The organism is Vibrio sp. L85 (assembly GCF_963871815.1).
Classification (GTDB): domain Bacteria; phylum Pseudomonadota; class Gammaproteobacteria; order Enterobacterales; family Vibrionaceae; genus Vibrio; species Vibrio harveyi.
Genome location: NZ_CAWMYL010000012.1, coordinates 37,602 through 59,749, shown reverse-complemented (window position 1 = coordinate 59,749; position 22,148 = coordinate 37,602). Strand labels below are relative to the sequence as shown.

Annotated in this window: 17 protein-coding genes; 9 read left to right on the top strand and 8 right to left on the bottom strand. The window is 45.6% G+C overall.

Features of this window, described 5'->3' with window-relative positions:
- Positions 1-37: 37 nt before the first annotated feature.
- Together AACR11_RS02355 and queF are read right to left on the bottom strand one after the other, a co-directional pair.
- The gene (locus tag AACR11_RS02355; protein ID WP_017188442.1) at positions 38-2,320 is read right to left on the bottom strand and encodes a tetratricopeptide repeat protein; all 2,283 of its coding nucleotides are present in this window, start codon (positions 2,318-2,320) and stop codon (positions 38-40) included.
- A gap of 148 nt (positions 2,321-2,468) precedes the next feature.
- Positions 2,469-3,314 (bottom strand): NADPH-dependent 7-cyano-7-deazaguanine reductase QueF, encoded by an 846-nt coding sequence (gene queF, locus AACR11_RS02350; protein ID WP_029789183.1) that lies wholly within the window; start codon positions 3,312-3,314, stop codon positions 2,469-2,471.
- A 107-nt stretch (positions 3,315-3,421) separates the two neighbouring features.
- Between queF and syd the strand changes: the two genes are divergently transcribed.
- The 4 genes from syd to AACR11_RS02330 all read left to right on the top strand — a co-directional run bounded on the left by syd (position 3,422) and on the right by AACR11_RS02330 (position 8,541).
- Positions 3,422-3,967, top strand: a complete 546-nt coding sequence (gene syd, locus AACR11_RS02345; RefSeq protein WP_005447560.1) for a SecY-interacting protein — start codon at positions 3,422-3,424, stop codon at positions 3,965-3,967.
- A 2-nt stretch (positions 3,968-3,969) separates the two neighbouring features.
- Entirely contained in the window at positions 3,970-4,746 is a 777-nt protein-coding gene (locus AACR11_RS02340) for a Zn-ribbon-containing protein (protein ID WP_005447555.1), read from the top strand.
- Positions 4,747-5,064: 318 nt separating this feature from the next.
- On the top strand, positions 5,065-7,260 hold the full coding sequence (locus AACR11_RS02335) for a bifunctional metallophosphatase/5'-nucleotidase (RefSeq protein WP_079325520.1): 2,196 nt from the start codon (positions 5,065-5,067) through the stop codon (positions 7,258-7,260).
- Positions 7,261-7,350: 90 nt separating this feature from the next.
- Positions 7,351-8,541, top strand: coding sequence for a YibE/F family protein (locus AACR11_RS02330; RefSeq protein ID WP_029789181.1), 1,191 nt, complete (start codon positions 7,351-7,353; stop codon positions 8,539-8,541).
- Positions 8,542-8,628: 87 nt separating this feature from the next.
- Here the strand turns inward: AACR11_RS02330 and AACR11_RS02325 are convergent, their stop codons facing one another.
- Genes AACR11_RS02325 through metN form a run of 3 tightly spaced genes read right to left on the bottom strand, consistent with a single transcriptional unit; the run spans position 8,629 to position 11,172 of the window.
- On the bottom strand, positions 8,629-9,438 hold the full coding sequence (locus tag AACR11_RS02325) for a MetQ/NlpA family lipoprotein (RefSeq protein WP_005447551.1): 810 nt from the start codon (positions 9,436-9,438) through the stop codon (positions 8,629-8,631).
- Positions 9,439-9,470: 32 nt separating this feature from the next.
- Positions 9,471-10,148 (bottom strand): methionine ABC transporter permease, encoded by a 678-nt coding sequence (locus AACR11_RS02320; protein WP_005432672.1) that lies wholly within the window; start codon positions 10,146-10,148, stop codon positions 9,471-9,473.
- Complete coding sequence (gene metN, locus AACR11_RS02315; protein WP_029789180.1) at positions 10,138-11,172, bottom strand: methionine ABC transporter ATP-binding protein MetN; 1,035 nt, start codon at positions 11,170-11,172, stop codon at positions 10,138-10,140. Before metN ends, AACR11_RS02320 begins: the two co-directional genes overlap by 11 nt.
- A gap of 343 nt (positions 11,173-11,515) precedes the next feature.
- On the opposite strand from metN, the gene gmhB reads away from it, so the two are divergent.
- The 4 genes from gmhB to treC all read left to right on the top strand — a co-directional run bounded on the left by gmhB (position 11,516) and on the right by treC (position 16,468).
- On the top strand, positions 11,516-12,067 hold the full coding sequence (gene gmhB / locus AACR11_RS02310) for a D-glycero-beta-D-manno-heptose 1,7-bisphosphate 7-phosphatase (protein WP_029789179.1): 552 nt from the start codon (positions 11,516-11,518) through the stop codon (positions 12,065-12,067).
- 74 nt (positions 12,068-12,141) lie between these two features.
- Positions 12,142-13,089: a trehalose operon repressor TreR gene (gene treR / locus AACR11_RS02305; protein ID WP_029789177.1), complete on the top strand. Its 948-nt coding sequence runs from the start codon at positions 12,142-12,144 to the stop codon at positions 13,087-13,089.
- Between the two features lie 175 nt (positions 13,090-13,264).
- The gene (gene treB, locus AACR11_RS02300) at positions 13,265-14,689 is read left to right on the top strand and encodes a PTS trehalose transporter subunit IIBC (protein ID WP_005440120.1); all 1,425 of its coding nucleotides are present in this window, start codon (positions 13,265-13,267) and stop codon (positions 14,687-14,689) included.
- 93 nt (positions 14,690-14,782) lie between these two features.
- A complete protein-coding gene (treC, locus tag AACR11_RS02295; protein ID WP_005447545.1) occupies positions 14,783-16,468 on the top strand; it encodes an alpha,alpha-phosphotrehalase in 1,686 nt (561 codons plus the stop codon).
- Between the two features lie 98 nt (positions 16,469-16,566).
- Here the strand turns inward: treC and AACR11_RS02290 are convergent, their stop codons facing one another.
- The 3 genes from AACR11_RS02290 to AACR11_RS02280 all read right to left on the bottom strand — a co-directional run bounded on the left by AACR11_RS02290 (position 16,567) and on the right by AACR11_RS02280 (position 19,817).
- Entirely contained in the window at positions 16,567-17,466 is a 900-nt protein-coding gene (locus tag AACR11_RS02290) for a hypothetical protein (RefSeq protein WP_029789176.1), read from the bottom strand.
- Positions 17,467-17,597: 131 nt separating this feature from the next.
- Positions 17,598-19,124, bottom strand: coding sequence for a winged helix-turn-helix domain-containing protein (locus tag AACR11_RS02285; RefSeq protein ID WP_029789175.1), 1,527 nt, complete (start codon positions 19,122-19,124; stop codon positions 17,598-17,600).
- Between the two features lie 90 nt (positions 19,125-19,214).
- The gene (locus tag AACR11_RS02280; RefSeq protein WP_005447540.1) at positions 19,215-19,817 is read right to left on the bottom strand and encodes a YitT family protein; all 603 of its coding nucleotides are present in this window, start codon (positions 19,815-19,817) and stop codon (positions 19,215-19,217) included.
- Positions 19,818-20,164: 347 nt separating this feature from the next.
- Between AACR11_RS02280 and glyA the strand changes: the two genes are divergently transcribed.
- Positions 20,165-21,415, top strand: a complete 1,251-nt coding sequence (gene glyA, locus AACR11_RS02275; protein ID WP_005440106.1) for a serine hydroxymethyltransferase — start codon at positions 20,165-20,167, stop codon at positions 21,413-21,415.
- Positions 21,416-22,148: the final 733 nt, after the last annotated feature.

Sequence of the window (22,148 nt, the reverse complement as noted above, 5' to 3'; positions counted from 1 at the left end):
ATAGCGTCATCACTGATCACGCTCAACCGTTGTTTAATTATCCGTTTTTTAATATTTTTTTGATGTCGTCCTCATTCTTGTACGAAGAATGAATCTTTATTAGCCCTTGATTGATGGCATGTTGGCAAGCTGTCCTTATGTCACCAGTTGCAAAGCTCGCAGCAGGTGCATTATCAATGGCCTTTAAGAATACCCAATGACTGTGCTTATCTTTCAAACTAACTTCACGTGCTATGTGTGTCGCAAGCAACAGTAGATCGAGCAGTTCTTCATCGTTAATCGCGGTGTAAGCACGCGGTAAGAATGGGTAATCACTGATGCCCATACGAATGATGCGATTGACGTTGTGCTGTGCTGCGAACTCGTCCACCCAGCCTTGGAATTTATCAAAGGTGGCTTCTGCGGAGGCATCGCGATCGGCATTTGGCTCAATGTACAACAAGTTTGCATCTGAGAAATGGTACAAACGTGTTGGCTTCTGAATGCGTTCTGCTAGGAACTCACCAAATGCACGTTCTAACTCTAAGCCAGCTTTGTAACCATGTTGAACGTACATGCTGCGCAAGAATGGCAAATCGATCATCACAAAGCGTAAGCGGTCATTCAACGGCTCGTGGATAAGTTCACCCATTTGCCATTGTTCGAATGTGTCGCTCGACTTCTTCAATGAACGCGATAGCTTGACGTTGAGCATGCGTAAGTTACGCAGGCGTGAGCGAGAGTGAGTGAACAGATCATTACGCAGCTTTTCAATCTCAGCTGTTTGACGTTGGTTGATAACACCACGACGCATGATGAATAAGAACATCACCAAAACGGTAATAAACAGTGCGAACGAGATCTTTTGGAATTTACGATGCTCCATTTCAACTTGAGCTAGCTTGTCTGCCTGACCTACATAGTGGATGCTTTGCTCAGCAAACTCTTTTTGTTGGCGGAAGGCATCTTCACTGATTTGGTTAAGCTGCTTTTGCTCTAGGCGCACTAGGCTGATGTATTTTTTGTACGCTTGAAGGGATAACTGGTATTCGCCAGCTTGCTCATACCCCAAACCCAGTAAGCGATAGCTTTGCTGTTTAATGAAGCCCGTATCTTCTGGTGCTTTCTCTATCAGGTCTAGCGCTCTCTTGGCATTGACGATCACATCTTTACTGTCATTTTGATGGTATGCCAGACCTGATTTAAGCAGTGCAGCTTTGGCTTCTAGCTGAGGTAAATCAGCGTATTCCAATAAGTCTTTGGAACGGTCTAGGTACTGCTCTGCTAACGCATAGTTGTAAAGCTGAAGGTAAGTGGCAGCTAGGCTCAAACGTATTTTAATGATGCGGTTGATATTCTTACTGGTGCTGTCGTGATCAAGTACATTGAAGTAATGCACCAGCGCGAGGTTGAACTTACCTTGGTAGAAGTAGATATCGCCCATCTGTTCTAGCACGTCAGCCAAAATTGGGGAGCTTGGGTAACTGTCGTAAAAGTCCGCCGCCTGAGAGAGGTATTCAATTGCTTTGTCGTAAACGCGGCGCTCTTGGAATAGTCGAGCTAATAGACGGTTAACCTTTGCTAGTCTGGCTCCACTGTCGCTCTCGATAGATTGCCAGTAACCGTAAAGCAGTTCTGAAAGCGCAAGGTTGTATTTCTTGTTGTTGAGGTAAAATTCGCCTACCGCTGTGTGGTAGTCAATCAGAGTCAGATCTGAGCGATTGTCTTCCAACATGGTTTTAGCTTTAGCATACAAACGCTCAGCGTTTACGGAGTCACCGCTGTTTGCTGCGAGCAAGGCACGTTGCATCACTAAGCGGTAACGAACGCTGTCGGTACGCTGTAAAACCGGATTTGCTTCTTCAATCTGCTTTTCGATCTGGTCGAGTTTTTGTTCTGCTGCGGCGTAGTTTTTGTCGTACATCCAAATCATTTGGTTGCGCATCAGTTGCACATCCAGATTCATGTACGGCAATTGGTATTCTTTGGCTAGACGTTCTGCTTCATCAAGGTTGTTGATGGCAGAGCGAATGTTGCCCATTGCATAATCGGCTTGTGCAATGATTTTGTGCGCCTCAATCGTGCTGCTCGGGGTGCGGATACTGCGGTCGGTCTCTTCACGAGACATCGCGGAAGGGCTGCCATTCTCTTGGCGTTCAATCAGCTCGCGTTGCAAAAGGTAGTTTTTGGCCGCTTGTTTTGCTTGTGAAGGTTCGATCTCAGCCAATTGCTGAGCTTCATTGAGCAAAGCGGAAGATAAAATGGTCGCGTGAAGTGGCTGTGCTAACAATAAGCAAAGAAAGCCAATCAGCCTTAATAGACGCGAACTGTCCCAAAACATCCTTTTCGTTCCCTCGAACTGTGTCGTTTTTGAATAAACAATATTAGAGAAAAACGCCCAGCAATCCAACAGATAGCTGGGCGTTTTTGAGTATTTAAGCAATGAGTGTTGAGTATTTAGCTCATTCGCTTTTGATTAAGTACTCAGATTATTGACGAGCCATGCGATTATTGTGCGCTGGCTTGTCTTGTTCCGTTGAGCGGTAAGGGTTGATATCCAAACCACCACGACGCGTGTAACGTGCGAATACGGTTAGTTTCGTTGGTTGGCAGTACTTCATCAAGTCAGTGAAGATACGTTCAACACATTGCTCGTGGAACTCATTGTGTTCACGGAATGAAACTAAGTAGCGAAGCAGCTTCTCACGATCAAGCTTAGCGCCTTGGTAGCGAATTTCTACGCTGCCCCAATCTGGCTGGTTGGTGATCAAACAGTTTGATTTTAGTAAATGGCTGTGAAGTACTTCTTCCACTTGCTCGTTACCTGCAGCGCCGTCTAGAAGCGCGGCATCGAAGTCGTAGCTAGTGATTTCGATGTCTTGATCGTCAATGCATTCACCTTCCATCGTGACAATAAGTTGGTTGGTGTAGTGACTAACTGGATTCACTTCCACAAGTACTTTCTCGCCAGCGCATGCTGATAAATCTTGCGCTAAACGCTCAGTGACTTCTTCCCAAGTAGCAAAACGCGTTTGGTTGTAGCTGTTTAGGTACAACTTGAACGACTTTGACTCAATTAAGTTTGCGCTGGTTGCTGGGATGTAGACTTCGCCAACGGCAACTTGAGGCAAGCCTTTACTGTTTAGCCAAGATAGCTCGTACAGCGTCCAAATATCGTGACCCATAAACGGTAGGCTGTCGCCAAGTTCAAGGTCATCACGGTTTAGGCTGCGAGGTACAGGTTGCAGCAAGCTTGCGTCGTATTGATTTGCGTACTCGGTCTTTTTACCCAGAGTTAGGCCAGCAAGCTCTTTAGCGTCAGAATATTTGCTCATACTTTGTGGTCATTTTCGATTAGAATGGCGAGAATTTTACTGAATCCGCTGATTAATTGCCATCCGGCAGACACCGCGACCTGATAAAAACTAACCAGGAGACCTTCATGACCCAAACCGTTACTCAGGCTCTACAGGACTTTAGCCTGCGCTACCAACAAGCTTGGCAAGACGAGCATAACGAACTGCCACGCAGTGAAGAGCTTGCTGATCTTGTTTCTCCATGTGTAGAAGAGAAACGCGACGGGGCCGTGTTGTGGAAAGCATTCCCACGTGAAGAAATGGCGGATTTCACTAACGTTGAGAACGCAATTGAGCTGACGCTGCATGAAGACATCAAAACCTTTTACGGTTCTCAGTACAGCGCTGATATGGACGCAACTTGGCAAGGTAACGAACTGACGTTGCTGCAAGTATGGAGTGATGATGACTTTACTCGTCTGCAAGAAAATATTCTTGGTCATCTAGTCACTCAGCGCCGTCTAAAATTAAAGCCGACGGTATTTATCGCAGCGACAGATGCAGAGTTGGATGTTATTTCTATCTGTAACTTAACCGGTAATGTGATTCTTGAGCGCTTAGGCTCAGACAAACGCGACGTACTGGCTGAGACGCTCACCGAGTTTCTAAGCAAACTAGAGGCTGCAGTGTAAGCATGTACGTTGTTGAGTTGCAGTTTGAGTGTTTTGATAACACTACCGTAAGCGCGGTTGATAAAGCGATTAATGGTCTGATGGACGCATTGCGCTACAACGGTCAGGTGCTTGGTCGTGAGTTTCCTATCGTGATGGGGGATGGCGAGTTTTATGTTCGCGTGGTTTGCCCAGAGCAAGACAGTTTGCACCCTCGTTACCATTCTGATTTCGTCAAAGTGTGCATGAATCGTTTGTCGGAAGCCTCGTTGCTTGCGCCGAAAATGCGCATGTTGGGTCGTGATTTGAACTCAGAAGAAGCGGCGGAAGAAGAGACACCTAGCTGGCAAGTGCTGTACACCACGTACGTTCATACTTGTTCTCCACTGCGCAGCGGCGAGACACTGTTACCAATTCCACTTTACCGTAATGGTGCTACGTTGAATGGTGACCACAAAGCGGTGGTGAAATGGCAAACCGAATGGCAAGCGTGTGATGAAATCCAAATGGCAGGTGGCTGTCGTGCTGAACACGCTGCGCTGCATGAAATTTGCGACGCTGACAGTGTGCTGTTCCGTCGAGGTTGGGATTTGCGTGGTCGTATTGAATACATCACCAAGATCCCGACTTATTACTACCAATACCGAGTTGGTGGTGAGTCACTGGAAGCGGAAAAAGCGCGCAAGTGTCCCAAATGTGGTGGTGACTGGTTGCTAGACGAACCGCTACACGACATCTTCTACTTTAAGTGTGACGATTGCCGAATTGTCTCCAATATCTCTTGGGACCACATCAAGTAGTCTATTTTTAAAAAGCTGGCGTCTATGCCAGCTTTTTTCTATCGCTATAAATGAATCAGGGTTGATTGGTAAAATTTTCTATTATTTATTTTATCAATACATTGATTCGAAAAGCATTTTCATTGACCATTCCTCTCATCCCCTTGATTGTGATCTTTGTTCATGTTCAAAGAAAAATGTAACTTAGTTGCATGGTTTATAAGCATTGAAACGTTTGCTTCTCAAAAATTTCAAATAATATCCATATCCTTTTTGAGGTTTTGGGAAGAGGGCCCCTTCCGAAAATATATATAAAAAAATAATCTGGAAGGAATTGAGATGACTTTATTTAAACGAAGCCTAATCTGTATTGCAGTTGTCGGCTTGATGGCTGGTTGTAACGATGATGAAACCAAATACGTAGAGGTACCATCAGATTACAGTCCAGTGGTCGCAGAGGGTAAAACGCTAACTAACACACCTGACGTCGTCGTCAAAGGTGAAGCAACGCAAGCTGACGAAGTCACTATTGCTATCGCGGCGACATCGGATTTACATGGTCGCTTGTTTGGTTTTGACTATGCGCTAAATGCCGTAGACGATGACGCTGGTATTACCCGCATCGCAACCTTGCTTGCTGACCAAAAAGCGGCACATCCAAATATGATCCTGATTGATATCGGTGATACGGTTCAGGGCAACTCCGCGCAGTTATTCAACGATGACCCAACTCACCCTGTGGTTGAGAGTATGAACTCTCTTGGCTTTGATGTTTGGGTACCAGGCAACCATGAATTTAACTTTGAGCGTTCGTTTGTCGATCGCAACCTCGATCATTTTAATGGTGCGGTCCTGTCTTCTAACATCAAGTGGGAAAGTAACGATGTGAACTACATTCGCGCGTTCCAAATGTTTGAAGTGGAAGGCGTGAAAGTGGCGATCGTTGGTCTAACGCCATCGAACGTGCCGAACTGGGAAGCCTCAGCTCCGGATCACTTCAAAGGTTTGAAGTTTGAGAACGAATTGGACGCAACCAAAGAAGCGGTTGATCAACTGGTGTCTAACTACAATCCAGATGTGATCGTGGGTGCGCTTCACCTTGGTCGCCAAGAAGACGGTGGTGTGGGCGTTTATGAAATTGCGTCTGCAATGGCGGATAAATTCGACGTTATTCTAGCGGGTCACGAACACGCGAACTACATCGAACAAGTGAATGCGGACGGCACAGTTACACCAATCAGCAAATCAACATCAGAAATCGGCGGCGAAAATACGTTGATTGAAGATAAAGCCAAGTCTGGCGAATACACTCAAGATAACCGCGCACAAAGCGTGAAAATCATTGAACCAGGTAAGTGGGGTGCTTACCTTGCCAAAGCTGAGATTCAACTGAAGAAAGTCGATGGTAAGTGGACTATGGAAGACACCACGTTAACCAACATCGGCACGAAGAAGGTCAAAGAAGAGCAGGCTCTACAAGCGAAATTCCAATACGTGCATGATATTTCGGTTGAAGACGCGACGCGCGAGCTTGGTCGTGTAACGGGCAACTTCACACCAAGCGCATCAGGCTTCCCAGATGAAGCGACCGCGACGGATTACAACTACACCGCAGAGCGTCTGTACTCGACGATTCACCTTGCGAAAGTGGTTGATACACCATTGATGGATGTGATTAACCAAATCCAAATGCAGCAAATCGAAGCGGCGATGGGTAAAGGTAACGGTGCGATAGTCTCTGCAGCATCTCTGTTCTCTGATCAATCTAACTTAATAGACAACGAAGTGTACACCAAAGGTAAGTCGACTAACTTGTATAAATACGACAACACTTTGCTTGGTGTGGAGATGACAGGTGCCAACCTAAAACGCTTCATCGAATGGTCTTACTCTTACTTCAACCAATACCAACCGGGTGATATTACCGTTTCGTTCAAGAAAGGCGCTCCTGCTTACCTATACGACCAATTTGATGGTGATATCGAATTTACTGTGGATCTGAGTAAGCCGTCTCTTGAGTTGGATGAAAACAATACAGTGACGAATGAAGGCAGCCGCGTCAACATCACTAGCATTGGCGGTGAACAGTTCGATCCTAATGCAACTTACAAAGTGGCAATGAACAGCTACCGCTTTGGTTCGCAAATCCAGAAGTTTGGTTGGGCGAGCAAAGATGACGTGTTCTACGACTCAGTGAATGAGCCGGTATACGCAATCCGCGATATGTTGACGGCTTATGTTGAGAAGAACAAAGGCATCAACGTGGCAGATTTTAATGGCAACGTTGGTAACTGGTCGTTCACGCAATACCTGCCAAGTGGTGAAATTACGACACTAAGAGAAGGTAAAGGCAAGGCGCTGTGGGATCAATTGAAGAACATGGAAATCTGTGTCTCGATTGATTTGGAAAACCCGAAATACCCTGCAATTGTTAAGTCTGTGAACATCAATGATTCGTCTAGCTACTTTGTTAACCCTAACAAAGACGCGGCGACGCTTGATGAGAAAGTCGCAGGTTGTAACCCAACTCATTAATCCTGCATATGGGCGCGGTAATCTTTACCGCGCCTAATTTTACTCACCAGAGGCAAAGCCCGTTTAGTGAGTGATGTAGAAGAGTGCTTCATGATCAAAAGAATCTATAACCGATGGGGTTTCACCCTACTGATTACCCTTATCTCCACGCTTATCTTTCAGTTTTCTTCTTCGTGGAGTGAAGATTTCCGTCCCAAATCTCGTCAACAACAAGAGTTTGTTGAAGCGACTGTCACGCGTTCGATCTCAAACCATGTTGCGCCAGATCCGCTTGTGCCGGATGTGATGACTGGTAAGCAAGTCTTCATGGCAAAAATCCTTGAGGGAGAGAGCGAAGGTTTAGAGGTGGAAGTCACCAATCCTCTTAGTCGCCAGCACAATGTGTACGTTGGTGAAGGCGATACTTTCATTATGATGATCCGCGAAACCACCAATGGTACCGTTTATTGGGCGTATAACCACAAACGCTCAGACGCGATTTACCTGATGCTTGTGCTGTTCTGTGCGCTGCTACTGAGCTTTGGCAAGAAAGAGGGCATCAATTCTATGGTCGCGCTCTATTTTACCGCGGCATTGATTGTTGGCGTGTTGGTGCCAAGTATTTTCGCTGGCTGGAATCCGATGCTGGTTAGTATTTTGCTGATGGTGGTGATCATCGTGGTCAGCTTTATTCTCGTCTCTGGCTATAACCGCAAGAGTTTATGTGCCATGGGCGGCACATTATTGGGTGTGATCGCCGCGGGTGTAATGGCGCAGTGGTTCGGTGAAATGGCGCACTTGTCGGGCATTTACCTCGACAAGGGCGAAGACGTGATTTACCTAACGTCGGTAAAGATGGGCATCCGTTGGTTGATGTTCGTGACGATTGTCGTTGCTGCACTTGGCGCTGTTATGGACGTTGCGATTTCGATTGCATCGGCGTATGCGGAGCTGCAACAAACCGACCCGAAACTCAAACCAAAGCAGTTGGTTAGAGCGTCGATGAACATTGGTCGAGACATCATGGGCACCATGACTAACACCTTGATTTTGGCGTTTGCTGGTGGCTCATTGACGACTATCATGATGGTGTGGGGTCTTAACATGCCAGCGAGCCAGTTTATGAATATGCCGCTGGTGGGACTTGCAGTGGTGAATGCGTTAGCGGGCAGTGTAGGCATTGTGCTTACTATCCCGTTTACTGCGTTTTTAGCGCCTTATATCTTCAAACATCCTCAAGTGGATACGCAGCCAGAACAGGAGCAAAAGAAGGTTGATCAAGACGAAGTTCAGCTGTTTTAGCGATATAAAACCGCAATGAAAACAAATGCAAAAAGGGCGCTCCGATGAGCGCCCTTTTTAAGTTTCAAGTGTTGTAGAAAGAGGGGATTACCAACCTTTCACTACGCCACCTTTGAAGATGTCTTTCGCTGCTTCGTAAACTTCATCTGTTTGGTATGCTTTCACGAAGTTTTGTACGTTAGCTGCTTGAACGTTGTCTTCACGAGCAACGATAAGGTTTACGTATGGAGACTCTTTGTCTTCTACGAAGATACCGTCACGCTCAGGTGTTAGGTCAATTGAACTTGCGTAAGTTGTGTTGATGATAGAAACCGCAACGTCATCAAGAGAACGTGGAAGCTGTGCTGCGTCTAGTTCAACGATAGTGATGTTTTTCGGGTTACCTACGATGTCACGTACTGTTGCCAGTAAACCAACGCCATCGCGCAGTTCGATCAGACCTTGTTGCTCAAGAAGTAGAAGAGAACGACCTAGGTTAGTTGGATCGTTTGGAACCGCGATGCGAGCACCATCTTCGATTTCATCCACTGATTTCACTTGCTTAGAGTAACCAGCGATAGGGTATACGAAAGAGTTGCCTGCCGTTACTAGCTTGTAGCCACGATCTTTTACTTGCTGATCTAGGTATGGCTTGTGTTGGAACGCGTTTGCGTCGATTGAGCCATCATCTAGTGCTGCGTTTGGTGTTACGTAATCGGTAAAGGTAACCAACTCAACATCCAGGTTATATTTCTCTTTAGCAACTTTTGCTGCAACTTCCGCAACTTGAGCTTCAGCACCTGCCATTACGCCAACTTTTACTTTATTCACGTCGACTTCTTTGTCACCACAACCAGCAAGAACCAGTGCAGAAGCGGCAGTTGCAACAGTCAAAAGACTCTTAAGGCTAAATTTCATCTTTATCTCCTTATAATTGGTATTTTCAATTCTTATCTGTGGTCTACACGGCGTACGATTGCATCACCGATAGACTGAATAATTTGTACTAGAACAATCAGCATCACGACCGTTACTGCCATGATGACTACGTCGTAACGGTGGAAGCCATAACGGATAGCTACGTCACCAAGACCGCCGCCGCCTACCGTACCCGCCATTGCTGAGTAGCTTACAAGTGTTACTAGGGTAATCGTTACTGAGTTAACAATAGTCGGCATTGCTTCAGGAAGCAGAACTTTTGTGATGATTTGTGTTGGTGTTGCGCCCATAGATTGTGCAGCCTCAACCAAACCTGATGGTACTTCCAGCAGTGCACCTTCAATGAGACGCGCCACAAATGGGATTGCACCGATAGTCAAAGGAACAATCGCTGCTGTTGTACCGATAAAGGTGCCAACCAACAGTTTGGTTACTGGAATAATCGCAACCATCAGCACTAGGAAAGGAACCGAGCGACCAATGTTAACGATGGCGCCAAGCACGCGATTAAGTTTAGTGTTCTCCAGCAAGCCACCTTTTTTAGTGGTGTGCAAAATTACGCCTAGTGGAATACCAACAGCAAAACCAACGATGCCAGCAACCGCAACCATGTATAGGGTTTCCCATGTTGCGCCCAAAAGTAGGTTGCTGTTTAGGCTCAGCCATTCAGAAATCGTATTAAAGGACATAGCCAAGTACCTCTACTTTCACGTTGTGCTCACGCAGGAATTCAATCGCTGCGTTATCGTCTTCTTCACTACCAAACAGCTCTGCGACCATCATGCCGAACTTCACGCCGCCAGCGTAATCCAGATCAGAGCTTAGAATGCTTACGTCGATGTTGTACTTACGAGCGATCTGCGTCATTAGAGGGGCATCCACGGTTGCGCCAGTAAATTCTAAGCGAACCAATGGGTAGCTGTTTTCTACGCGCGTGGTTTGTAAGCGAGCTTGGTAATCTTCTGGGATAGAAAGATCCAAAGTAGAGCGAATGAACTCGTGCGCCAGTGCAGTCTTCGGATGCGCGAAGATTTCACCAACGGTACCTTTTTCCACTAGCTCACCATCACCGATGATCGCCACTTCGTGACAGATGCTCTTAACAACTTCCATTTCGTGAGTGATCAGTAGAATGGTGATTTCTAGCTTGCGGTTGATTTCTTTTAGTAGTTCTAAGATGGACTGAGTCGTTGCTGGATCCAGTGCACTGGTTGCTTCGTCACACAGCAAAACGCTAGGGTCTGATGCCAGTGCACGTGCAATCGCTACGCGTTGCTTTTGACCACCACTTAGGTTTGCAGGGTAGCTTTCATGCTTGTCTGAAAGACCAACGAGTTTAAGTAGCTCAGTCACTTTTGTTGTGATTTGCGCTTTGTCTTTGCCTGCTAGCTCAAGAGGGAGTGCGACATTGTCGAAAACGGTGCGAGACGACAGCAGGTTAAAGTGTTGGAAGATCATCCCGATGTTACGGCGAGTTTCTCCCAATTGCTTTTTGCTTAATTTGGTTAGATCAACGCCATCTACGATGATGGAACCCGATGTCGGGGCTTCCAGCATGTTCACACAGCGGATTAGGGTACTTTTACCCGCGCCCGATGAGCCAATAACACCGAAGATGGTGCCCTTCGCGATATCTAGATTAATGTCCTTAAGGGCAAGAATTTCCTTACTGCCTTGGTAGAACACTTTATTGACGTTTTTTATTTCTATCATGTTTCAACCTGCACAGAGATACTGGGAACTTCGCTGTTAAAAACGGCTTTTAACAGGAGTAAATTTTGAACTCTATCTCAATTCTCAGTTGATGCTATGGGTTAAGTAGTATTAAGTCAATAGATATTTTTACGTCTAGACGTCTAAATGTATGGATGTTCTGTTGGGAAAGGAAAACAGAGAATGTTTGGCGGAAGGGCATATATAAGAGGGATACTCAAGATTTACCGATTCTCGGGCGACAAATCAACTGTTTTGTCGCCCACTCGCACCAATTAGATAGTGTGAGTACTTATAAGGTATGTAATAATCTGATAAAACCGAGTAAATAGAGAAATACGTTTTGGCAAAACCTGCTGTTTTTATCGACCGTGACGGCGTGATCAACGTTGACCACGGCTACGTTCATGACGAACATGATTTTGAGTACATTGACGGTGTCTTTGAAGCGACAAAAGCGCTGAAAGATAAAGGCTACCTGCTGGTGCTTGTGACCAATCAATCTGGCATTGCACGTGGTAAATTCAGCGAAGACCGTTTCTTGTCTCTGACTCAATGGATGGACTGGAACTTCGCTGATAATGGCGTTGAGTTCGACGGCATCTACTACTGCCCGCATCATCCGGAGCATGGCATTGGCGAGTACAAGCAAGATTGTGATTGTCGTAAGCCAAAACCAGGTATGTTTATTTCTGCGCGTGACTTCTTGAAGATCGACATGGAGAAATCTGTGATGATCGGCGACAAAGCCGAAGACATGATGGCAGCAGAAGCGGCAGGCGTTGGCACTAAGGTTTTGGTTCGCACTGGTAAGCCAGTAACAGAACAAGGCGAAGCGATTGCAACGGTAGTATTAGATAGCATTGCAGACGTACCTGCGTACCTAAACAAGTAATCTTCATTACTGACTGAGATAAGGGAAGCCGCTGCTTCCCTTTTGTTTGATTCCTTCTTTTAGTCTGAACACTTATGAGCAAAAAACTCACCATTCTTGATATCGCGAAACTGGCTGGCGTGGGCAAGTCGACGGTTAGTCGTGTGCTTACCAATGATCCCAAGGTAAAACCGCAAACGCGTGAGAAGGTAGAGCAAATCATTCGTGAATCAGGTTATGTGCCCTCAAAATCGGCTCAGTCGATGCGTGGCGGCAGCCAAAAGGTGATCGGTGTGATCATCTCTCGTCTGGATTCGCCATCAGAGAACCGCGCCGTTGGTACCATGCTCAACGCTTTGTACTCGGCAGGGTATGACGTGGTGATCATGGAGAGCCAGTTCGATCGCGATAAAACCAATGAACATTTGGATGTGCTCAAACGTCGCAATGTCGATGGCGTGATCGTGTTTGGTTTTACTGGGTGTGATGAACAAGCTTTGGCGGATTGGGGCAATCGCATTGTCGTGATCGCGATGGACACACAAATGGTTTCCTCGATCAACTACGACAACCAAGGCGTTATCGATATGGCGCTCTCCCACCTGGAACAACAATCTATTTCTCGTATTGCCTACATTGGTGTTGATCCAGAAGACCGTACCACGGGTCTCGCTCGCCTAAATGCTTACCAAGCTTGGTGTGAGAAAAAGCGCATCGAACCATGTTTTAAAACTGGCAAGCTTAGCCACGAAAGTGCGTATCAGCTGGTGGATCACGTTCTTCAATCCGATACACAAGCCATTGTTTGTGCCAGTGATACCATCGCTCTAGGTGTGATTAAACGTCTGCAAGAAGTGGGACGTGAAGATGTGGTGGTTACCGGTGTGGGTGGTAACGAATTGCTTTCTTTTCTCTTCCCGAATGTCTTTAGCGTGGATCCAGGCTACTCTCATGCTGGTGAAAAAGCCGCTAACATGCTGATTAATCAATTAAATGGTGATGAGTCTGTGGTGCATTTTACCCAGCAGCCTATCCGTCATTAATCCTTCTTTCGATGATCTGCTCTAAAATTATACTGTGATCATTCTCAATTAATGGGACTGTTCCCATTTTGTTTTTGAATGCGAAATGGCACTATTAAAACTATCAAGTGGGAATGTTCCCATTATAAAAATAAAACGATGAATTGAATGTATCCAATACAGGGTGGACAAAGTTATGAGTAAGATTGCGCGTCAAGATGTACAGCGTCTTATTGAGCTGGTCGGGGGATCGGACAATATTGCCAGTGTAAGCCACTGCTTAACTCGCTTGCGTTTCGTGTTGAATGACACTGACAAAGCCGATACAAAACAGTTAGATGCACTGCCTATGGTGAAGGGCTGCTTTACCAATGCCGGTCAATTTCAGGTCGTTATCGGCACTGAAGTTGATGAGGTTTACAAAGTACTGATCGAGCTTAGCGGCAAAAGTGAATCGAGCAAAGATGAATCTAAGAACGCTGCTCGTCAAAACATGAACATCGTTGAGCGTGGTATTTCCCACCTTGCTGAAATCTTTGTACCACTGCTACCAGCGATCATTACCGGTGGTTTGATTCTTGGTTTCCGTAACGTGATTGGCGACATCAAGATGTTTGATGGTCAAACGCTAACGGAAATCAGTCAGTTTTGGGCAACGGTACACTCTTTCCTATGGCTAATTGGTGAGGCGATCTTCTTCTTCCTACCGGTTGGCGTGTGTTGGTCGACAGTGAAAAAGCTTGGCGGTACTCCGATTCTGGGTATCACATTGGGCGTGACTCTGGTTTCGCCACAGTTAATGAACGCCTATTTAATTGGTAAGCAAGTGCCTGAAGTATGGGACTTTGGCTTATTCGCCATCGAGAAAGTGGGCTATCAAGCGCAAGTGATTCCAGCGATGCTTGCTGGTATGGCTCTGGCGTTTATTGAAACCAACTTAAAACGCATCATTCCTTCTTACCTCTACCTAGTGGTCGTGCCGTTTGTCTCTATCATCGTGTCTGTGATTCTTGCGCACTCTATCATTGGTCCATTTGGTCGTATGTTGGGTGACGGCGTTGCTTTCGCAGCAAAAGCAGCCATGACGGGTGACTTCGCAATGATTGGCTCAACCATCTTCGGTTTCCTATATGCGCCATTGGTAATTACCGGTATTCACCACACCACCAACGCGGTTGATCTTCAACTGATGCAAGAGCTAGGTGGCACGCCAATTTGGCCTTTGATTGCACTTTCAAATATTGCTCAAGCGTCTGCAGTAGTCGGCATCATTATCATCAGTAAAAAACACGGTGAGCGTGATATCTCGGTGCCTGCGGCTATCTCTGCTTACCTTGGTGTGACTGAGCCAGCGATGTACGGCATCAACTTGAAATACAAATTCCCAATGCTGAGCGCGATGATCGGTAGTGCGATTGCCGCTGCTATCTGTGGTAGTGCAGGTGTGATGGCGAACGGCATCGGTGTGGGCGGTTTGCCGGGCATCTTGTCTATCCAACCGCAGTTCTGGGGCGTATTTGCTCTGGCGATGTTGGTGGCGATTGTCGTCCCAGTCGCGCTGACGCTTGTGTTGTATAAGCGCGCACAGATGAAAGGCGAGTTAGAAACCGCTAACGCGTAATTCAAACTGAGGCAGTGATTTGGCTGCCTCGTTTATCTCCTCTATTTTTTTAAGATTTTTAAGTTTCCGTTTAATGGTAAGTGAGCGTTAGAAATGGCAATGACCAAGCATGATGAGAGCTGGTGGAAAACCGCAACCATCTACCAAATTTACCCAAAAAGCTTTTGTGACAGTGGAAGTAAAGGCACGGGCGATATTAAAGGGATCATTTCTAAGCTGGATTATCTAAAACACCTTGGTGTGGATGCGATTTGGCTGACGCCGGTTTATCAATCACCAATGATCGACAACGGTTATGACATTTCCGATTACTATGCGATCAACCCAGATTTCGGCACCATGCAAGATTTCGATACCCTGTTGGCTGAGGCTCACCAGCTGGGTATTCGAATCATCATGGATATCGTGGTGAATCATACTTCGACAGAACACAAGTGGTTCCAATCGGCATTGGGTGATAAAAACAGCCCATACCGTGATTACTACATCTGGAAAGATCCGGTTGATGGCGCAGAGCCAAACAACTGGCAATCTAAGTTTGGTGGCAACGCTTGGGCGTTGGATGAAAAAACGGGTCAGTACTATTTGCACCTTTTTGCTAAAGAGCAAGCGGACCTAAACTGGGAAAACCCGGTAGTGCGTGAAGAAGTCAAAGAAGTCATTGGCTTCTGGGCAGAGAAAGGTGTGGATGGTTTTCGTCTAGATGTCATCAACTTGATTTCCAAGCAACAAGATTTTCCAAGTGATGATATTGGTGATGGTCGCCGTTTCTACACTGACGGCCCTCGCGTACATGAATATCTTCAAGAGATCAGCGAAGCTGTGTTCCAAAAGTACGGTAGCGTGACGGTGGGTGAAATGTCTTCCACCACGCTAGAGCATTGTCAGCAGTATTCAGCGCAAGATGGCAAAGAGCTATCAATGGTGTTCAACTTCCACCACCTAAAAGTTGATTACCCAAATGGTGATAAGTGGACGAAAGCGCCGTTTGATTTCATCCAACTGAAACAGATCTTCAACCATTGGCAAACTGGTTTAAATGGCAAAGGGTGGGGTGCGCTATTTTGGTGTAACCACGACCAACCACGCGTTGTGAGCCGATTAGGTAACGACGAACAATACCGTGTTGAATCTGCCAAAATGCTTGCGGCATCGGTACACATGATGCAAGGCACACCTTATGTTTATCAAGGTGAAGAGATCGGCATGACCAACCCGGGCTACACCGAAATCAGCCAATATCGCGATGTTGAAAGCACGAACATGTACGAAATCATGGTTAATCGCGATGGTGTATCTCACGACGATATGATGGCGATTTTAGCGCAGAAGTCGCGTGATAATTCACGTACCCCAATGCAATGGAACAGCGCGAAACATGCGGGTTTTACTGAAGGCACGCCGTGGCTAGAGGTGGCTCAGAACTATTCTGCAATCAACGCGGAAGCGGCGATTGCTGATTTGAACTCAGTGTTCTACTTCTACAAGCGCTTGATTGAACTGCGTAAACAGGTTCCGGTGATCACTGATGGCCGTTACGAGGACCTGTTGCCTGAGCACAAACGTATTTTTGCTTACGCACGTCAGAACGATAAGCAAACGCTACTATGTATCAACAACTACTACGGTGAAGAAGTGGAGTGCGTACTACCAGATCGTTTTGATATGAGTAAAGCCAAGAACCTGCTTTCCAACTATCAAAATGCGACCAGCGCGATTGCTTCTAGTCATCAGGTATTGCGTCCTTACGAAACTCGCATCTTGCTGATTGAAGAGTAAAAATTAAGCTTCCCCTAAGGATTTCGGTCCTAAACAAAAGGCTTTGGAGTGCTCCCCAAAGCCTTTGCTTTTTATCTAAATAAGATTTGATGGCTGAATTAAGCTTTTTCGATCTTATTCAAAGTTACTTTCGTTTCTCTCACTTGAATCTGTTCACTCTTTAGCAGTTCTACTTGCTCAATGAATCCTAGAGTTGGGTTAAACCAGCGTTCAGCAGAACTCTCAAACTCTTTTGAATCGATCAATTCCATACCGTCACATACAAGGTTATAAGTATTTTTCTCGGTTAGGTATGCCGCTTCAACCGATTTACCGGAGACATTAAACGTCTTACGGGCACCTGTTTCCCCAACTTGTTGGCTCCAAGTGGTTTTACACTGAGCGTTATCAGCTAACGCGTTTACCCAAGGATTATCATCAAAGGAATCAAGCATGCGTTTCACTTGCTCTCCTGACAAATCTACGATTACAGATACAAGATGTTTGCTGATATCAATGTTTGGATCCTTCTCTTTCACCGTTGCCCCCTCTAACCGAAATAGAGGACTGCTGTTCATCATCATGACGTTGGATAGAGAGTCAATGAGATAAAGGTCGGTAACTTCATGCAGCGCACCGTCAATACCAGCGAAGTAAATGGTATTACCTTCTTGCTCGCTACTGTCTAGGTAGAACTGTGTAATGCCGTTGTTTTCCAGAAGTTGGATAACGGGAATAAAAGGGTCATCTTGCTGGGTGTCGCGTAGTCGGTCGATGAGCTTTTGAACAGCCATTGGCTCAAAGCTTATCGTTATAGGTTCGCCCTGTTGACCGTCAGCAGAAGTGACGTAGTGAAGCGTTGTACTTGCTTCAGGTTTGAAAGATGAGTTTTGGATTGGGTAGTCGAAGCTTGATTGTGGACCTTTGCTTTCGCTTGTAGAACCAGAAGAAGAACCGCCCCCTCCACAGCCGTAAAGTGCGATCGTAGCTGCTGCGAGAAGCGTCATTTTTTTAAGCATGAGTTTACATTCCTAATTTTAGAAGGCTGATAAATCGAGCCGTTATTTGAATGTCGCCATGCTAAGTTTTGAGTGAGAAAAAGGGCAAAAAACAAAAACTAATAGAGTTAAATGAAAGCTTAATTTTATATTTAGGTCTTTGTTTTTTCTGGGTTAATGTCTTCTTCGATATTGGTGCAGTATTCTTCAATTAATGCCTTCCAGCGCATCACAATTTCCTTTTCTTTAATACTGACACGCAACTTCTTCCAAGGCTGTAAGCAGGTTTCTTTCGATTCCGGCTGAGACAAACGACTGAATAACTCTTCAGAAGGCATAACACGTAAAAGAGCTACGAGCGATTCCATGTAATTTAAGCGGAACTGATCAAGCTTATTTTGCTTGTAGGCAATATGAGATACAAAAGTGTAAATCAGGGCATTCTGAATTAATGAGTCTCCCGCCGGTGTCGTCAATAAGGTTTTCGCCTTTTCAAGATTGCCGAGTTTGTAATTGAGGATACCCATCCATAAGTTCAGCTCATCAGGTAAGGCATCGAACTCGGACTGTACTTGATAAAGAAACCCTTCGAGTTTGGTTTGATTTTGTTCGTACAACGCGAGATGGCGAGCTATCGTGATGGCAGTAAACTCATCCATGTTTTTAATACCATCCATTGAGAATTGCTCATCCAGTAGCATTTTCTTGTGTGCATCGGTTAACTGCCAATTGCTCTGAGAAGGTGCAGGTAAATTAAAGTATTGAGCGATATCTGCATGCATACGAAAGATATCTGATTGTAGATGGCTGATACGGAGCTCGTATTGATTACGAAACGCCAATTTTCCCGTCGCTGGGTAAATTAGGTTCATTTGTGCTTTGAGTCCCCCTTCTGTGGAATCATCTTTTAGCTCAATGTTGAGCTGATAATCGCTGGTTTGCATGTTTCGTGCGCCAGGGAAATAAGGGGTCTCATTAATTGGGTCGAGAAAGTAGCTCGGCGCATCTTGGTTGGCGATATCGGTATAAGGATACTCGACTTGTTGCTGCAACAAGATCGCTTTCACTAGAGTTCGGTACTCACGAGCAGTGGTGCCTATAGCATCAACACGGTTCAGCAATAACTCTACTTTAGGGATCAAGAGTTGGTTTCGAGTTTGCTGAGTTGAAATGCCTTGCTGCTGCCACAGCGTCACCCCAAGCCCAATACTCATTAGCGCAAGTGCGGCGCATAAGCCATAAACAAGTTTGAATTTGTGAGACGCAGGGGCAGGGTTGCTCTTAGCTGGCTCTTTGGTTTGCTGAGCCTTCTGGGCAGGAGGTAGCAATTGAATATTGGCTGGATTAAGGAAGTAGCCTTTACGTGGGTAGGTGAGCAACAATTTGGCTGCATCGTGCTCCGGCAAGTGTTCTTGAAGCAAAGCTCTGAGTGTACTGATTCGGTTGGTTAGGACATTCTTTGAAATGAACTTACTTTGCCAAATGGTCTCGATGATGGTTTCAGCAGAGAGTGGGTGTCCAACACTGGTGAGTAACAGTTCCAGTAACTCGACGGTACGCGGTTCAAGATCGATACTGACTGCTTGTTTATGCAGAGTTTGAGTCTCTGGATTGTAGATAAGCTCGCCAATAGCAATCTGACTTTTGGTTTGTTTGGCTTGTTGTAGAAAGTCTCGCATACCATCATGAGTGATTAGTGAATGGCGAGATATTATATAGTCATTGGAGCGCAAAATCTTATAAATTGCGCTCCAATCATCATGGAAAGGCTATGAACCGTAGCTCACCGAATAGCGATGCGGTTTATGGTTCATCGCAAGCACGAGGTTCAGTGCGAAGGCTCCAAGTATCGACAACCCAATAACCCAAGGTGTGACGAAGAAGAAAGACGCAAACAAGATACATGCGTCAATTGCCATCTGGGATTTACCTACAGAAATACCGAACTTATCTTGGATGAATAAGCACAATACGTTAAAGCCGCCCAAGCTTGAACGATGACGGAATAGGATCAACATACCCAAGCCCATCAGCAAGCCACCCGCTACCGCGCAGTAAATTTCGTTGATTGATTCCAATGAAATCAGTAAATACAGGTGATCAGCAAAGATAGAAACCAAAGCGCCAGAAATTGCACTGTTAATGGCAAAGTGACGACCGAAGCGTTTCCATGCGAGCAAGTAAAAAGGACAGTTGGCTAAAAAGTAAAGCACACCAAACGTAAAAGGTGTAAATTGGCTAATAAGCAGAGCCAATCCGGTTGTGCCTCCGGTTAAGAGGTTCGCGGATTGGAGAAAGAAAACGCCTTGAGCTACCAAAAAGGTACCTGTAAGAATTGCCATCCAGTCTTCTTTTCTTGAGTGTTTTTCCATCTAATATGCAGTCGTTTGTGATAATTCGGGCGTGCATAGTAGTAAAAAGATGATCTTTTCGGTAGCTAGAGGGTAAAATTTGCGGTAAACCTATGTAATTGTTGTTTTACAGGGTGTAAAGCACAAAATTGACAGTCAGGGAATCATGGTTAAACGATTGCAACATCGTCATGATATTTCTTGCTTGTCACCATGAAAAAACTGCATGAGAAAAATTGTAAATTTCTCTTTATGACCTAGATCAAATTATGTAGAATGCGCGCCATTAGGTCGACGAAAACGTTTGCGTTAGGTCGTTATTCAGTTTTTTTGCAACTTTCAGTACCAATCTGAGTCAGGAGATACAGATGCTTAAGCGTGATATGAACATCGCAGATTACGATGCGGAACTGTTCGCAGCTATCCAGGAAGAGACTCTTCGCCAGGAAGAACACATTGAACTTATCGCTTCTGAAAACTACACAAGTCCACGTGTAATGGAAGCTCAAGGTTCTCAGCTAACGAACAAATACGCTGAAGGCTACCCAGGCAAGCGTTACTACGGCGGTTGTGAGTACGTAGATAAAGCTGAAGCACTAGCAATCGATCGTGCATGCCAACTATTTGGTTGTGAGTACGCGAACGTACAGCCTCACTCAGGTTCTCAAGCAAACAGCGCAGTTTACATGGCGCTTCTAAACCCAGGCGACACAGTTCTAGGTATGAGCCTAGCACACGGTGGTCACCTAACTCACGGTTCACCAGTAAACTTCTCTGGTAAGCACTACAACGTTATTCCTTACGGTATTGACGAAGCAGGTCAAATCAACTACGACGAGATGGAACAGCTAGCACTTGAGCACAAGCCTAAGATGATCATCGGTGGTTTTTCTGCTTACTCGCAAATCGTTGATTGGAAACGCATGCGTGAAATCGCAGACAAAGTTGATGCTTACCTATTCGTAGACATGGCGCACGTTGCTGGTCTAATCGCAGCAGGCGAGTACCCAACACCAGTTCCACACGCTCACGTAGTAACAACGACTACACACAAAACGCTAGCGGGTCCTCGTGGTGGTCTTATCCTTTCTAACGAAGGTGAAGAGCTGTACAAGAAGCTGAACTCAGCAGTATTCCCTGGCGGTCAAGGTGGTCCTCTAATGCACGTTATCGCTGGTAAAGCTGTAGCGTTCAAAGAAGCGATGGAGCCTGAATTCAAAGCTTACCAAGCTAACGTAGTGAAAAACGCGAAAGCAATGGTTGGTCAATTCCAAGAGCGTGGCTACAAGATCGTTTCTAACGGTACTGAGAACCACCTATTCCTAGTTGACCTAATCGACAAAGACATTACAGGTAAAGATGCAGATGCAGCACTAGGTGCAGCAAACATCACAGTAAACAAGAACTCGGTTCCAAACGACCCACGCAGCCCATTCGTAACGTCTGGTATCCGTGTTGGTACGCCAGCAATTACTCGCCGCGGCTTCACTGAAGATGACGCGAAAGAGCTAGCAAACTGGATGTGTGACGTTCTAGATAACATCGGCAACGAGGAAGTTATCGAAGCGACGAAGCAGAAAGTTCTAGAGATCTGCAAGCGTCTACCAGTTTACGCATAGTTCTCTGTGTAAATTCGCTTTCTTTGCAAAGTAGTACAGGCTGACTCGTTCTACTTCTGCGATTCAGTGTGATAATTTGATTGATGAAAGGTCCTCGTTTGAGGACCTTTTTGTTTTTCTAGCGTATGGAAACATCAGCTTAGAGAGAGTGTTGAAACAAGATTCCTGATATCGCCTAGGCTCTTCGGAATGACGTGCTTTGGTCTCTGAGAGACAGGTTGCTATGTGGAAGCTTGGGAGTATTTGCGTGGAAAACGAAAGAGGTTATTAGGTTCTGGATATACTTTTGATTTGCTCAAGAGCCCAACGTTGTCATTCCCTACAAGCGAGGAACGAGCGGGATAGGGAATCTCTAATTATCGTTGTTACTTAGAGAGTGTTGAAATGAGATTCCTGATATCGCCTAGGCTCTTCGGAATGACGTGCTTTGGTTTCTGAGAAACAAGTTGTTATGTGGAGGCTTGGGAGTATTTGAGTGGAAAACGAAAAAGGTTATTAGACTCTGAATATACTTTTGATTTACTCAAGAGCCCAACGTCGTCATTCCCTACAAGTGAGGAACGAGCGGGATAGGGAATTTCTAATTATCGTTGTTACTTAGAGAGTGTTGAAACAAGATTCCTGATATCTCGTAGGTTCTTCGAAATAGCGAGTTTGGTTTTAACCAGTAGGGTTATTGTTCGAACGACGATGCTTTATGTTCTATGGAGACAAAAAAGGTTGGCACAGAGCC

Coding starts and splice junctions, on each gene's coding strand:
- AACR11_RS02355 (WP_017188442.1), bottom strand. CDS start 2,320: ATGTTTTGGGACAGTTCGCGTCTATTAAGGCTGATTGGCTTTCTTTGC.
- queF (WP_029789183.1), bottom strand. CDS start 3,314: ATGAGCAAATATTCTGACGCTAAAGAGCTTGCTGGCCTAACTCTGGGT.
- syd (WP_005447560.1), top strand. CDS start 3,422: ATGACCCAAACCGTTACTCAGGCTCTACAGGACTTTAGCCTGCGCTAC.
- AACR11_RS02340 (WP_005447555.1), top strand. CDS start 3,970: ATGTACGTTGTTGAGTTGCAGTTTGAGTGTTTTGATAACACTACCGTA.
- AACR11_RS02335 (WP_079325520.1), top strand. CDS start 5,065: ATGACTTTATTTAAACGAAGCCTAATCTGTATTGCAGTTGTCGGCTTG.
- AACR11_RS02330 (WP_029789181.1), top strand. CDS start 7,351: ATGATCAAAAGAATCTATAACCGATGGGGTTTCACCCTACTGATTACC.
- AACR11_RS02325 (WP_005447551.1), bottom strand. CDS start 9,438: ATGAAATTTAGCCTTAAGAGTCTTTTGACTGTTGCAACTGCCGCTTCT.
- AACR11_RS02320 (WP_005432672.1), bottom strand. CDS start 10,148: ATGTCCTTTAATACGATTTCTGAATGGCTGAGCCTAAACAGCAACCTA.
- metN (WP_029789180.1), bottom strand. CDS start 11,172: ATGATAGAAATAAAAAACGTCAATAAAGTGTTCTACCAAGGCAGTAAG.
- treR (WP_029789177.1), top strand. CDS start 12,142: ATGAGCAAAAAACTCACCATTCTTGATATCGCGAAACTGGCTGGCGTG.
- treB (WP_005440120.1), top strand. CDS start 13,265: ATGAGTAAGATTGCGCGTCAAGATGTACAGCGTCTTATTGAGCTGGTC.
- treC (WP_005447545.1), top strand. CDS start 14,783: ATGGCAATGACCAAGCATGATGAGAGCTGGTGGAAAACCGCAACCATC.
- AACR11_RS02290 (WP_029789176.1), bottom strand. CDS start 17,466: ATGCTTAAAAAAATGACGCTTCTCGCAGCAGCTACGATCGCACTTTAC.
- AACR11_RS02285 (WP_029789175.1), bottom strand. CDS start 19,124: ATGCGAGACTTTCTACAACAAGCCAAACAAACCAAAAGTCAGATTGCT.
- AACR11_RS02280 (WP_005447540.1), bottom strand. CDS start 19,817: ATGGAAAAACACTCAAGAAAAGAAGACTGGATGGCAATTCTTACAGGT.
- glyA (WP_005440106.1), top strand. CDS start 20,165: ATGCTTAAGCGTGATATGAACATCGCAGATTACGATGCGGAACTGTTC.